Here is a 13949-nt window from a genome sequence, read left to right on the forward strand (position 1 = left end):
CCTGGAGTGCACCAACATCTCACAGGCCCATGCCCACCCCAGCTTCTCAAGGTAGAGAAAAGAGGATCCCATGGTTAGCTTCTCCACGTTCACACGCAGCGGTGCCGCACTCGTAAGTATCGGTATTGCCTTGGCAATGAGCTCCTGCTCCTCACAAGGGCAAGCCTCGCCAGAACAGATAGCAAAATGTACCGGCACTGTCACGGTGTCCCAGCTTGGGGTACCTGCACCCGAAGGGTTTTCCTGGACGGTTTCCTTCGAGAAAGATGACACTGCAACACTCACCTTCTCTGCCGGAGGGAAAGATACCCGGCTGACCGAGGTATACGAAGATTCGTTCACTGTTGATACCGAACTTCGCAAGAAGATGTGTGAAGCAGTTGCCGCTCAACCGACTGCGGAAGCTGAAGAATCAGGAGATTCCATCGTGGAATGGGATTTATCGCCAGCCGGATCGGGTAAAACGCGGGACAGCAAAGCCGACTTCCTCATGGGCCCGGTTCTCAAGATGATTCCCGAAAGCACGCTCCTGGCCGGATATGCTGCGCACGAAGAATATGCCAAGAACCGCTAAGGGGCGCGCGGGGCGGCAGGTGCGGCGTCGTCGTTCTAAATAAGCGACGGAACGGAAACCGCATGCCGCCACGGCGCGAACCAAAAACGAAAGCAGGTACCGTCGCCCCGGTTTCATCCAGGGCGACGGTACCTGTTCTGCAATAAGGCGTTAATTAGGCTCCGGCTACTTCTTGTTCAAGATCGTCGGTAATAACCTTGCCCATGGTTTCCGGCGTGGACAGGCACGCCAGAATTCCTAGGCCCATCATGATGGTGGTGAAGGTCAGTACTGGCCACCAACCGAAGCTACCCGGCCGCACGATAATGGCCGCGATCATCGGAGTGAAGCCCACGATGATATTGCCCAACTGCGTGGAAACGGCGTAGCCCGTCATCCGCAGTCGAGTCGGGAACATCTCGCTGTACATCGGCGCCTGAACAACGTTTCCGCCGGTGGATACCAACCCGATAATGAAGAGCAAAACGACAAGCAGCGGCACGCTCTTGATCTGAATTGCCCAGAAAATAACCGGGAACAGCGCCACGAGGCTGAACATCGAAATGAGGTACACCGGCCGGCGGCCGATCTTATCCGAGAGCGCTGCCCACAGCGGCTGCACCGGAACACCGATAACCATCGATACGGTGGCCAGAGTCAACAGGGTTGAGCGTTCCCAACCCCAGTAGGTAGTGCCGTAGTTGAGCATGTAGTTCGTGAGTAAAACGCCGGTAATCGCGAACTGTCCCATTGCCATAACGCGAATGACTTGCCGCCAGTGATTCTTGAAGAGATCACCGAGGCTTCCCTTATTTTTCCCGGAAGTCTTTGTTGTCGAGTGTTGCGTGGTTTTGCCCTGCTGGCGGGCGAGTGCCTCGTAAACATCACGGGGTTCATCCGCCTTCGTCCGTACCCACAGCGCGTAGAGCACCAGCGGAATCGCCACGAAGTAAGGGATTCGCCAGCCCCAGTCGAGAAGGAAGGACTCATTCCCTGACACAGGGATAAAAGCGGCAATGCCGAGGAGTTGGCCGATAAGAAGTCCGTGCATGGTGAAAGCAACGAGGCGGCCGCGTTTCTCGGGCGGAGCTAACTCTGAGGTCATTGCTGTGGATCCGGCTTGCTCACCACCCGCGGAGAATCCCTGGATGAGTCGCATCGCAATCAAAATAATGCCAGCGGTGGGGCCAATTGAGTCATAAGACGGCAAGAATCCAATAACGAGAGTGGCAAATCCCATTAACCCGAGAGTGAGGAGGAGCGTCTTCTTCCTTCCCCACGTATCGCCAAGGTGGCCGAGTACAATGGCTCCGAGCGGTCGAGCAAGATACGCGACCCCGAAAGAGGCAAGCGAAGCAATATTCGCTAAGGTCGGATTATCCCCGCCACCGAAGAAAACGGTAGGAAAGATGACTGCGGATGCGGTTCCGTACAGGCCGAAGTCATAATATTCGGCAAGAGCGCCCCAAAAGCCAGATTTTGCGGCTTTCTTGGCAGATTTTTCTACGTTCACTTCCTCGCTCGGCGCCTTCATGGCTACATTCGATGCGAGACCGCTCGTCGGCGACGATGCCGGTGTAGCACCTGATGTCGTGTGTGGGTCCGTCATTGGTTATCCTTTCGCGCAACGGAGCTGCATTGCATCCGTTATATGCGGTAAATCGTGGGCGTTCCCTTACGTCCATTCGCTAGCGTACTGAGAGCATGGTGATTAAAACCGCGTCAAAGCGGGTGAATTATTCGCCCTCTCTTCGCACCATCGGACGAGTAGACTAGTCCGTAATTACCGGAAGTAATATTCAAAAATCCGTGTAGCGAATGGCGGTGCGGAATGCGAACCAACTTACAGTTCTCACAGCGTTTGACGGATGCAATCCAAGCGCTCCACGCAGCCGATGACCGGCGGGCCATCGCGCGCTATTTCGTTGCCTTACTTGCGGACGTGGCACCCCATGCGGACTACATTTCTTTCCACGTATTCTTGCCGCGCCAGAATATCTTCGCGGTACTGGGCGTATACGGACTTCGTCATTACAATTCCACGCTCTTGGTGGAGGCTGATTCGCCCTTCGGACGGACTCTTGACTGCCGCGACCAGTACTGGGCTCGTACCCCTGCCGAGGTAGCTCGCCTGTATTCCTTCCCGGATGATTCTTCGCTTGCCTACGAGCGAACCCGGCCGCTATTTCACTCCGCATCCGAAGCAACTCACACATCCGCAGTTATCCAACCCTGTATCATCGGATCGGAATTAGAGGGCACGATCTGGCTGGAATCCCATTCTCGAGCCGGAGCTTTTTCGGCAACAGATCGGTTGCGTATTTCCCAGCTCTCCACCCTTGCTGCACTACTTCTGCACACTGCGCCTCACGCAACTATTCTCAACTCTGATGGCTTAGCGGAGGTCTGGGATGTACTTCCAACCGCCCCCACTCAGATCACCGCGGAAACACCGGAAAATTCAGGCTCTGAAAATACGCCACCGCGAACCGAATCGAGGCATGCCCCTGCGCTTACACGCCGCGAGAAAGAGGTATTAGCGCAAATTGCACAGGGACTCACCAATTCCGAAGCGGCCTGCGCCTTGCATGTGTCTATCAATACGGTGCGCAGCCATCGCCGCACCCTCATGCGAAAACTCGGAGCACACAATGTTGTGGAGCTCCTTGACGCAGCAGAACGCTACGGAATGCTACCAAACTCGTAGAGAGACTAATCCCCCGGCAGCCCCTGGGAGGTATTTTCACCCCGATGGGACAAGCTAATTCAGCGTTCGGACTCTAGGCTGGCATTTAACCGCACAGAAGATTATTTCGAGGGAGAAATGATGAACGCACCAACACTGCCAGTACCGGCTCCCCATGCCGTAGGTCCGATTCCAGCCAACGATAAAAGCTATCCCTTTTCTACAATGCGTTTCGCACGCGAGCCACTGGATTTAACCTCGTACGGATACGTTGAGGAGGAATATTTCCTCTCCGGTACCGCGAATATTTATGGTTTCGCACCCGGGGAAGGCAGCCGCGTCGTAGTAGAAAAAGAGGGAGTCCCATATTGCACCCGCGTGCTGGTGCGGCGCCCTGCGGAGGAAAGTTCACCGACCGCCTGGGTGTCCATTTTGAACGCCTCGCAGGGCTACGACATCGAAGACGATTGGCGGCGGGCCTGGGACTACCTTATGAATAACCGGCATACCTATGTCGCAGTAACGGCCAAACCTATCCAGATCTCCGCCTTGCAGACCTTTGATCCGGAGCGTTACGGAAAGCTGAGCTGGGGTGGAAAGCCGCGTCAGATTGATGCCGCGGAGCCCGGCTGGAATCCGTTTATGCAGCTCGACGAATGTGAAGAAGGCTTGGCCTGGGATGTGATTGCGCAGGTATCCGCGTGGTTACGCTCATCGGATAGCCCCGTGGAATTAGAGCATGTTTTCCTCATCGGTCAGTCCCAATCCTCGGTGTATGCCAATACGTATCTGACGTACTTCCATAATCTTTTGCGACTGACCGACGGTGCACCTACCTACGACGGCTACGCTCCCGGGGTTGGATCTGTGTTTGTCAAAGCTATTAACCAGCACAAGTCCGGGATTCCACCGCAGATGCTCAGCGGTATCGATCTTGAGGCGCCCGGAACCGAGGAGAAACAAGCAGCGTTTGTCCCCTACCTTGTTGAACCCGCCCAACTCGATGTGCCGGTTATCAGTACCTCCTCGGAAGCTGATGTGAGCCTCTTTGGAGCTGGTCCGGACTCTTTCCGCCTCGGGGACGGGCCTCTACGCCGGCATTGGCACGTAACGCGCTCCCCACATTCTGATGCTCGTTCGCGGGTTATTCCGCAAAATTCGGAAGTGGTCAAGGCGAAGCGGCGCCCGCGCGAGATGGATACGGCGTTCTTGGAGGCGCTGAGTGTGCTGCCCATTGAGCCCATTATTACCGGGTCCATGGCCGCGGTGGAAAAGTGGGCTGCGGAGGGTGCGCCGGCTGCGCCTTCTACCTGGTTCGATGCCGATGGCGACCGGTGGGTGAAGGATGGTTCCGGCCTGCTTTCAGGCGGGATTGAATTGGGTCTCCTGGCGCATCCCATTGCGGATTTCCTTCCGGGAGCGCCGGAGAATCCCGTCTACGGCCTCATGACTCTACACTCGCGCGAGTCGATTCTGGGGCGTTTCGCTTCCTTCGAGGACTACCAGGCCGCCTGCGATGAGGTCGATGACGCGCTGGAAACGGCCGGGTACCTTGAGCCCGTGGGCCGGCGTTTGCTCCATGCCGTGGAGCGCGAGCTGTGGGAGCGCGCGGTGAACGGGGCGCCAGCTCCGCTAAGTTCACCGCAGGGTCGGTAATTTCGCCCGAGTTGCCGGTGCGGGAGGTGCGGCGTCGCCCTTAATCCCGCGCACTCAAAGCACCAGTTTCTTCCAGGTAACTCTCCCACTGCGGCGAGGCCGGAATGCGCCGGACCTGCGCAGACGCCAACATAGCGAAGGCCGCGAGCGCGGTGGGAAGGGCGAAGGCACTCTGGGTGAGTTCCCAGCCCAGAGTGCCGATGCCCCAGCCCGCGAGCGCGGGGGCGAAAGCCGCCGCGCCGGAGGAGAAGAACTGGCTGACCGAGCCAACGCGGCCCATGAGCTCATTGGGTGTCATAAGAGTGATGAGGCCCATGACCGCCGCATTGACGGCGGGAATGATGAGACCCATCAGCGCGTACATCGCGCCGATCCAACCCAGGCCGGGCAGGAAAGGCACAAGGGCGACGACGCCGGCGCACAGGAGGAATCCCGCCACGATGAGCACTCCGGAAGGCACGCGGGCAACCACTTTGGCGGCGACCACGGCCCCGGCGAGCGCCCCGCAGCCGAGCGCGGTGGCGAGCAGGCCGATAAGTGCGGGCGTGACTCCGCGGCTGGCAAGGCCGAGGGTCACGCTCATCATCATGCCGGCCAAGCCCAGGTTGAGCAGGCAGGCGCAGATGAGGAGCACCCGCACCGCAGTGCGGTCCCATATCCAGCGCAGGGATTCGTTGAATTCCGCGAGCGCGCGGGAGAGGCGGCCGGGACGCTTCGAGTTTGGCGAACTGCTGGCGCGCCCGGTACTGCCGGCACCCTCCGTATCGCCGGAGCCCCCGGGCCGGTAATCCCCGCGCATGCGCAGCGTTGCCACCATGCTCGCCACCTGCCCGACGATTTGTGCGAGGGCCGGAACGTAGAGGTTGATAGCGAGCAATGCACCGCCAGCCGGGCCGGTAGCCAGAGTGACGGCGGCGTCGCGCCCCTGATTTGCGGCCACGGCGTTGGGCAGCAAGCGCCCGGGTACCACCTGTTTGAGCATGGAATTGGAGGCCGGGGAGAGCAGTGAATTGCGCAGGCGGTCCAGGAAAGCGAGTGCGGCAAGATTCGCCACGTTCGCCGTGCCGGTGATGAGCAGCGCCACCAGCGCCACCTGCGCGAGCACGCCCAATCCGGAGGAAACCAGGCGCAGGGTGCGCCGGTTGTGGCGGTCGGCCAGGACTCCTCCGGGGAGGATACCCAGCAGGGTGCCCGCCCCTTGGAAGAAGCCTACGGTTCCGGCGTGTACCGGGGAGCCGGTCACGGCCAGGCAGACCAGCGGGAAAGCGAACATCGCGATTCCGGCGCCCAGATCCTGGAGAAGGTCGCCGGCAAACCAGGCGCGGTATTCGCGCGAAGCCCAGATGGTGCCCGGTTCACGCTCCGAACCGGGCACCTGATTTTCGGCGGTCACCTGATCCGTTACTGTGACTGGCGCATCTGCCGTGCTTGACATGCATTCTCCTTGCGTATTTTTGGCCATTTCCCTGGCTTCCACCTCCCACTATAATTGCGCAACATATATTGCGCAATAGTTGTTGCGAATGTAGGACAGTCGGGCACTCCAGCTACAATGAACCCATGGCTTCATCTGACGGCACCCCCGAATCGAGCAGCACCGCACCGGGGACCACCACTACAGAAACGGCGACTCGCCTCAACCGCGAACAGCTGCGGGCGCTTTCTCACCCGGTTCGTTTAAGTTTACTTCACACCCTGAGCCGCCTAGGCCATGCGCGCGCCGCTGACCTGGCCGAAGAACTGGACCTACCCGCCAATTCCATGAGTTACCACCTGCGGATTCTGGCTCGCGGCGGCCTGATTCGCGAGGATCCCACCCAGGCGCGCGATAAGCGGGATCGGGTGTGGACGCTTACCTCTCCGCGCATGGCCACCGATTCCAGCCTGCCTAATCCGGAATACTCCAAAAGCGTGACCATGGCCGGCACCGCTATTTTGGAATGGGCCACCTCCCTGTGGCTGGCCGCGATGACTGCGCGCACCAATCACCCGGAGGAACGGCCGCTGTTCACCAGTTTGCACCCGGCGGAAGTTCTGCTCACCCGCGAGCAAGCTGCTGATCTTTCCAAGAAAATGTACGAGCTCGTGGAGGAATACCGGGTAGATAACGAGGCAGCCGCGGCGGCCCACCAAAAAGGCGCCACCACGGAAAACGCCGCGGAAGCCACCACGAACGATGCCACGCCTTTCGTCACCCTGCAGGCCATCATCCCGCGCAGCCCTGGGCACAGCGCCCACGCACGTACCCACTAGCAAAGGAGCGCAATGAGGCATTCCGCGTTATCGTATTCAGTTTCCGGGGCCCCCATCGAGGGCACCATCGTGGCTTTTCACGGGGTGACCGATTGTGCGGCCTCGCTGCACAGCCTCGCCGCGCACTACGGGCGGGACTACCGGGTGGTGCTCTGTGACCTGCTCGGCCACGGGCTCTCGGCGCGTTTCGCCAAGGATGACCTGGCCGATCCTTTCGCCGCCCTCGTGGCGACCGCGGCGGATGTGGTGGTGCGGGCCGCGGCCGGCACGCCCTCGCGCCAGGTCCTCCTCATGGGCCATTCCCTGGGCGGCGCGGTTGCCGCGCATATTGCCGCCGCGCATCCCGCACTCATCGCCGGGCTGGTGCTTGAGGACCCGGCCCTCCTCACCCCCGAGCAGGTCCAAACCTACCGCGAAGCCGCGGAAAGCCTGGGCAAAACCCAGGAGCGGGTGCGCGAATACCTGCCCGAAGCCATCGCTTCGCTGCGCGAGTCCTACACCACCTGGACGCCCTCCGAATACGCGGGCTGGGCGCAGGGCAAAACCGAGGTGGACCTAGATTTCATTGCCACCGGCGTGGTGGGCCGCCCCGGGCGCGAGGTGCTCAGCCAGCTGCGCATGCCCACCCTCCTCGTGACCGGCGATGCCGACGACGTGCTCTTCGGAGCCACCGGCATCGAAGCCCTGGCCGAGCACCGCAACCCGCAGCTGCGCGGGGTGCTTATCCCAAACTCCACACATACCGTGCGCCGCGACCAGGAAAACGCATTCTACGCCGCGGTGGATCCCTTCCTGGCCGAGTGCGCGAAAACGCAGGTCAGCCCGCAGCCCTACCTCGATCCACAGCTCACGCCGTTGCTGGCAGGCGTGCCCGAGCAGACCACCTGGGATACCCCGGCCATGCGCGCGGAAGGCGAGGCGCTGCTGGGCGCGGAGCCGGAGCTGCCCGCGGGCATTCGCCGTGAGATCGTGGTGGAAAACGGCTTAGAGCTGCGTATTTTTCATCCCGATAGCACGACGACGCCGCAGCCCCGCGTGGTCCTGTCCCTGCACGGCGGCGGTTACGTGGCGGGCCGCGCCCGCTACGATGACGCCCGCAATGCGGAGATTGCCCAAATGAGCGGGGCAAGCGTGGTGGTCCCCGATTATCGGTTAGCTCCCGAGCATCCGTTCCCGGCGGCGGTGGAAGATTGCCGCGCGGCGCTGAAGTTTATTGCGCGGGCTTTCCCGGATGCGCCCGTGCTGATCTTCGGTGATTCGGCCGGGTCTGGCTTGGCCGATCAGCTGCTGCGCTTCGCGCCGCCGGAGGAACTGGCGGGATTATGCGGCGTCGTCGCCCTAGAACCGTGCGTGAGCCCGCGCCTCGATACGCTTTCCTACCGGACCTATCGCGACGGGCCGGTGTGGACGCGAGAAGCTGCGGCCGCGGCGTGGAGCGCGTACGTCGGCGATTCCGAGTACCGCGCCGAGCCGATTCGCGCCGGTAACGGGCCTTATGCGGGCTTGCCCATGTTCCTGGTGGTCAATCCGGCGGACCCGCTGCGCGACGAGGGCCTCGACTGGGCGCGCGATCTTATGGACGCCGGCGCGGCCGTGGAGCTGCATATGTATCCGGGAACGTTCCATGCAATGCTGTGCTCCTCCGGCACGAAGGTATGGGAACAGGTGCGTGCGCGGATAAGTGAATTTATTGCGGCTGCGTTTGCTCGGCGTTAGGCACAATCTCTCTAAAGGCCGGAGATTTCACAATATCCTTGAGGGCCCTTTGCAGAAGTGAGGGATCGCCATCTTCTAGCACCGCGCGGAGATAAGCCGCAATATCTTCCCAGGTTTCAAGGTAGTCACTGGCATCCCACCTGGTGATTTTCACTGCCATAATTCCCTCCTTTGTGGTGGCTTCTGGCAACTATCCGGAATTTCCGGATAGTTCGATATCGATACGTCACTTCAGAATTGTTAGGCTGCTGACCGAGTGGTTCATTCCACTGCCTCCAGCATAGGGCCTTGCGCCCGGATTCGTTATATTTCCAGCCATTTACCAATCGCGGGGGAGCAATCGTGGCGACTGCTCCCCCGTCTCTATTTTCTGCGGTTATTGCCTGGCCGGTACCCACCTAGGCGGTCAATACCTTGGCCGGATTCTCGTACATCAACTTGTGCAGGTCGCTTTCACTCACGCCTTCCTGGCGCAGCAGATCAATAACAACCGTGGGAACGAAGGCAAATCCATTGCCACCATTCTGGGTCCACATTTGCTTGAGGAAGAGATCGTGGCTGAGGATAATCTGATCCGCGTAGCCATCCGCGATGAGGTCAGCAAGAACGCTCACGGTTTCGTTAACGGACGGAGATACACCTTCCTTCGGGAAGGTGATGTCCAGGCCGATCATGTCAAATTCGAGCCACACTCCCCTATCGAGGAGCCGCCGTTGGTAGTCCTTATCAGCGCCGGAAGGATCCGAGTGGGCAAGGGAAACTTTGTGCGGTGCCACACCCTGCGCGAAGACCAGATCGAGAACCTCATCTCCACGCCGCTGCCATCCAGGCATATGAATATTGAGGGCTACAGTCGGATTATTTGTTTGCGCGAGGGCTCCGGCCAGCAAGGACGCGTGCTCCCCTTCCGTAAAGAAAGGAGATACCCCGATCTCACCGATCATGCCGGCTTTAATCTTCTGGTCACTTTCCTGCAACTTTTCCGTTGCGCTGCCCGGAGCGGTATCAATCGCCGAAATACCCTCATTGATATCGGCATCGATTTCTTCCGCAATGGCATCAACGCTGCGTGCGGTAATACGTTCACCTTCGAACTTTTCCAGATAAGGCCCGGTGGACATCACAACATTGAGTCCGGTTGCTTCCGCAACTTTAAGTAGGCGCGCCGGGTTGCGGCCGATACTGACAGTTCCGGTTGCATCAACGATGGTCTGCCCGCCAAGCTCGGCGAATTTACGGACCTCCAGGATGACATCCTGTGCCGGCTTATCCGCCATATTATCCGCGTTGCAATACGGATCTTGACGCAGGCCGTACATAAGGTCTGGCGTAACTTTCTTGCCGACCAGTTCCTTGGAGAACTCGTAATAGGGCTCGTCCACAACGGAGGATAGGTCATTGAAAAGGTGTTCGTGGGGAAGTGTCATCCCCATATCTTGAGCCTTGATGATTCCGCGAACGGTTTGCAGTTCGCCGCTCTTGAGTTGAGACATTGCAGCTGTCCTTTCTTCGCTGCCCTAGTGAGCTTCTTCAGTTTTATGTTCGGTACCCGCCCCGAGCTTGCGGGACGGAACCATGGCGATTCCGGCGGCGACCAGTGCTACCGCAGCACCCGCAACCGTAACGGCGTAAATAACGTGCCCCTCTTGGGGGAGGATGAGGTCAATAAGAATGGATCCGATGAGCTGACCTGCGGTCGAAGCGAGGGCAAGAAGCAGCAAACCGAGCTTGCGAACCAGCAGTGCCATGAGCGCGATAGAGAGCAGGCCCAAAGGACCGCCCAGGTACATCCACCACTGAGATGGAAGGTGGAAGGTGGCAGCTCCCATTGCCAGTCGAATAATGAAAGCAAGAGCGAGAGCGGAGAACCCGATGATGAAATTCCAGGTGATCGATACCAGCATGGAATCCGCGAGATAGCCGATCTTGGAGTTACCTGCCGGTTGCCATCCGGCAAGAAGACCGCCGCAGAACGGCAGAATCGCTAGCGCAATCATGTGGGGAGCCGTGAAATTCGGTGATACCACCAGCACGGTCGCCGCAATCGCGAGGAGAGCACCCAAAATACGGGGAATATTCAGAGCTTGCTTGAACTCAACCCCGATACCGAAACGGTCACAAATAATTCCTGAAATGACCATGCCGGCGATCAATGAGGTCTGGAAAGTAGCCACCCCGAGAGCCCCGACGGAAACACCTTCGGAAAGGACGATAACTGCTCCACATAGACCAGCGAAGAAATACGGCCACGGCAAAGTTCCACGCCGCAGGTGCCCCGGAATCGAGATCAGTGCTTTCCGCAACCTGCGCTGCGGCAGCACGATAATGAACATGACGACGAGTCCGGAGAAGAATGAAATACACGCAGCCAGATGTCCGTCGTCGACCGCAACACCGAGCCGCCCGTTGACGGAACTTTGCATAGGACCGAGCATGCCCGCAAGAACGGTGAGGAAGGTGAACAACACAATGGCAGTTCCCTGTGCGGCACTCCCGTGTGCACGCACGCGCTTTTCCGCCGCGTGAGTTTCCGTTTGCTGAGAATTAGTCACTGCGCCGCCAGGTTCCACGACGCTCGAATTAGATTTTAATGAAGACATCATTGCCTACTTTCCCGAGAGCCAGGTGACGATATTGTCAAAAAGGGTGGAATAGCCGGGCCACTCCATGAACTCCTGCGGAGCCCAATGCGGGGAGATATCCGAGGCGAATGCCACGGATCGGCCTCGCCCGTATTCATGAGCCACCAAGAGTGGCTTATGTGCAGCAGTTGCCAGGACGCTCGCGTCTGCTTTAGCTACGAGATCTTGGAACCCGAGCAGGTACGGCCAGGTTGTATCGATTCCTTGAGTAATGGGATGGTTGACATCCGTGAGCTCTCCGCGGATGCCTTCGGGAGCTTCGATGCGGTCGTCATAGCGGTGGATAGTCACTGGGAGCGCTTCCTCAACCGGAGTGCCCGCGTAATTCGCCATTGCTTGGAAGCCCTGGAAACTGAGATAGCCGCCCGCCATCATCAATCCGCCCCCGTTCTTCACCCAGTTACGAATGAGAGTGAGCCGATTCGGGACACGCTTTCCCTCTTCAAAAACTTGTGGAGGGAGAAGAAGGGTATTCGCTCCGACGTCCGACAAGATGAGGACGTCATACTCATTGAGTTCCTCCTCCGTAAAGGGGAAGTCAACCGCCACATCGTGTGATCGCATATGCGTCACTTCATGCCCAGCTTTGCGCAAGCATTCGAGGAGTTTTGCGCAACCTATATGCACTTGAGTGTGCGGGAATTGGTCGAAGCCTTTATGGTCAACAATATCGCTGACCCAAGACTCACCCGCAAGCAGAACTTTTACCATTCCAGTCTCCTTCGACTACCAATTATGCTTCGCTCAAGGTAGCGACAGAGCCGTCGGAAACGACTTTCATCACCACAACCATCACGAGTATTGCGCAACGTTACGCAACGCTTGGTTGTTATGTTATAGGCTTGAGGTGTTTCACACAAGACCCTCGTTCCTATCAGGAGTCCCATGGCAGCTTCTCTCAGCGAAATAGCGCGAATTGCTGGCGTTTCACCGTCGACGGTCTCCCGGTTCGTGCGCGGGGAACTCAATGTCCGAGGTGAAACCGCAGAGAAAATCCAAGAGGCGATGTCTCAGGTAGGTTGGCAAGCACCTACCCTGACAAACACTTCGTTGCGCACAATCGCCCTGATCATCCCTAACCTCACCAATCCTTTTTTCGCAAAGCTTGGAGCCGAAGTTATCTCCGCCGGTGATGCCGCACAGAAAACAGTGGCAGTTTTGGTTTCGGGAGGGCGAATCGATAACGAGATAGAGCTCATCGAAGAAGCTCTCGCAAATCCTACGGTTGACGCGATCATTCTGGTTGGAAATAACTCGCTCGATGGCGATATCAATTCCGCTAGCCTCACCAAGCCCTTCGTCATGCTTGACGAGATGGTGCTCAATGTAGACGCATCTCTCGAGAACTCAGCCTTGGGTTATACCAATATTCGCCCGAGCTCTATCCCCTACGTTGTAGCGGACAATGCCAATGGCGCCTACCAGGCAACGAATCATCTTCTAGCGTTTGGACATCGACGCGTGGCGTTCATCGGTGGACCTGACGGACTTCTATCCGCGCATCAGCGAGAACTCGGCTACCGGAAAGCCATAACATTCCACGGGCTTGAGGTAGATGAGCGATACATTTTTCATGGCCCTTACTCCGAGGCTTTCGGAGCGTCCACACTGCCGCGGCTTTTGACCGCTCCAGATCCGGTCACTGCGGTCTTCGCAAGTTCGGACGTGGTGGCCATTGGCCTCATTCGTGCCGCTGAACAATGTGGCCTGCATATCCCCGACGACCTGTCCGTCATCGGATTCGACAATATTAGTCTCTGCGATTGGATTCATCCTGGGCTGAGCTCAGTGCAGCAGCCTATTGCAGATATGGCACAGGCTGCCTTGCGTGCAATTGTTGATACCGCCGCAGGTCACGCACCCAGCGGACATATTTTCCCCATGCATGTGGTGACGCGCGCGTCGGTGAAACGGATCGGTTAACTATGGGCACGATAATAAAAGTAGGGTGAATACATGAATACCACCGCCTCGTCTGATTCAACACAGGTTCCGTCACTGGCGCAACTTCTGGATTCCGAAGGAGTAATTCGTGATGCGATCAGAGCGCATTGCGGAACCGGCCGCTTCTGGGTCTTCGGTTCGGTAGCCCGCAATGAAGCAACTACCGAATCCGATTACGACCTTTTGGTGGAGTTCCTGCCCGGTGCCAGCTACTTCGATCTCATCGAATTAGAAATCAAACTGAGTGAACTGCTTGGGAAACCAGTTGACATCATGTCGAGCAAATCACAGGGATACGTTGCTGATAACGCGCGTTCCGAAGCGATATTGGTGGAGCATTCTGAAGCGTGAATGCTCTCGACAGGGCAACTATTGGAATTTTCCCAATAGTTCGCTGAGAGGCTGTGACCTGCGGCCGAAAAGTAGCCCCGCGGTTAGCGAGCATCGAAAATCCACTGTCGTTGTAGGAGCATGACAAACGGAACTCCCGCCTCGGATC

13 protein-coding genes are annotated in these 13949 nt (G+C 58.4%); 7 read left to right on the plus strand and 6 right to left on the minus strand.

Going from position 1 to position 13949, the window contains the following annotated elements; all coding sequences use genetic code 11:
* Positions 1-70 precede the first annotated feature (70 nt).
* Positions 71-574 (plus strand): hypothetical protein, encoded by a 504-nt coding sequence (locus ACRQHG_RS06340; protein WP_435719829.1) that lies wholly within the window; start codon positions 71-73, stop codon positions 572-574.
* A gap of 154 nt (positions 575-728) precedes the next feature.
* Here the strand turns inward: ACRQHG_RS06340 and ACRQHG_RS06345 are convergent, their stop codons facing one another.
* Positions 729-2087, minus strand: coding sequence for an MFS transporter (locus ACRQHG_RS06345; protein ID WP_435719830.1), 1359 nt, complete (start codon positions 2085-2087; stop codon positions 729-731).
* A gap of 297 nt (positions 2088-2384) precedes the next feature.
* On the opposite strand from ACRQHG_RS06345, the gene ACRQHG_RS06350 reads away from it, so the two are divergent.
* The gene (locus ACRQHG_RS06350) at positions 2385-3260 is read left to right on the plus strand and encodes a helix-turn-helix transcriptional regulator (RefSeq protein WP_435706399.1); all 876 of its coding nucleotides are present in this window, start codon (positions 2385-2387) and stop codon (positions 3258-3260) included.
* 120 nt (positions 3261-3380) lie between these two features.
* A complete protein-coding gene (locus ACRQHG_RS06355) occupies positions 3381-4895 on the plus strand; it encodes an alpha/beta hydrolase domain-containing protein (RefSeq protein ID WP_435706400.1) in 1515 nt (504 codons plus the stop codon).
* Positions 4896-4935: 40 nt separating this feature from the next.
* On the opposite strand, the gene ACRQHG_RS06360 is transcribed toward ACRQHG_RS06355, so the two are convergent.
* Entirely contained in the window at positions 4936-6330 is a 1395-nt protein-coding gene (locus tag ACRQHG_RS06360; RefSeq protein ID WP_435706401.1) for an MFS transporter, read from the minus strand.
* Positions 6331-6455: 125 nt separating this feature from the next.
* Here ACRQHG_RS06360 and ACRQHG_RS06365 point away from each other — a divergent pair, with 125 nt between their 5' ends.
* Together ACRQHG_RS06365 and ACRQHG_RS06370 are read left to right on the plus strand one after the other, a co-directional pair.
* Positions 6456-7148 (plus strand): ArsR/SmtB family transcription factor, encoded by a 693-nt coding sequence (locus ACRQHG_RS06365; protein ID WP_435706402.1) that lies wholly within the window; start codon positions 6456-6458, stop codon positions 7146-7148.
* Positions 7149-7160: 12 nt separating this feature from the next.
* Complete coding sequence (locus ACRQHG_RS06370) at positions 7161-8864, plus strand: alpha/beta hydrolase (RefSeq protein ID WP_435706403.1); 1704 nt, start codon at positions 7161-7163, stop codon at positions 8862-8864.
* Here the strand turns inward: ACRQHG_RS06370 and ACRQHG_RS06375 are convergent.
* From ACRQHG_RS06375 to ACRQHG_RS06390, 4 genes are all read right to left on the minus strand, one after another.
* A complete protein-coding gene (locus ACRQHG_RS06375; protein ID WP_435706404.1) occupies positions 8836-9024 on the minus strand; it encodes a helix-turn-helix domain-containing transcriptional regulator in 189 nt (62 codons plus the stop codon). The two genes, ACRQHG_RS06370 and ACRQHG_RS06375, sit on opposite strands and share 29 nt — an antisense overlap.
* Before the next feature lie 238 nt (positions 9025-9262).
* Positions 9263-10357, minus strand: coding sequence for a phosphotriesterase family protein (locus tag ACRQHG_RS06380; protein ID WP_435706405.1), 1095 nt, complete (start codon positions 10355-10357; stop codon positions 9263-9265).
* Positions 10358-10381: 24 nt separating this feature from the next.
* Positions 10382-11467 carry a DMT family transporter gene (locus tag ACRQHG_RS06385; RefSeq protein WP_435706406.1) on the minus strand — a complete coding sequence of 362 codons (1086 nt, stop codon included), beginning with the start codon at positions 11465-11467 and terminating at the stop codon, positions 10382-10384.
* Positions 11468-11470: 3 nt separating this feature from the next.
* Positions 11471-12217, minus strand: coding sequence for a glutamine amidotransferase (locus tag ACRQHG_RS06390; protein WP_435706407.1), 747 nt, complete (start codon positions 12215-12217; stop codon positions 11471-11473).
* 174 nt (positions 12218-12391) lie between these two features.
* Here ACRQHG_RS06390 and ACRQHG_RS06395 point away from each other — a divergent pair, with 174 nt between their 5' ends.
* Together ACRQHG_RS06395 and ACRQHG_RS06400 are read left to right on the plus strand one after the other, a co-directional pair.
* Complete coding sequence (locus ACRQHG_RS06395) at positions 12392-13429, plus strand: LacI family DNA-binding transcriptional regulator (RefSeq protein ID WP_435706408.1); 1038 nt, start codon at positions 12392-12394, stop codon at positions 13427-13429.
* 33 nt (positions 13430-13462) lie between these two features.
* Positions 13463-13801, plus strand: coding sequence for a nucleotidyltransferase family protein (locus ACRQHG_RS06400; protein WP_435706409.1), 339 nt, complete (start codon positions 13463-13465; stop codon positions 13799-13801).
* Positions 13802-13949: the final 148 nt, after the last annotated feature.

The organism is Actinotignum vesiculae, assembly GCF_051267215.1.
In the GTDB taxonomy this organism is placed as follows: Bacteria; Actinomycetota; Actinomycetes; order Actinomycetales; family Actinomycetaceae; genus Actinotignum; species Actinotignum schaalii.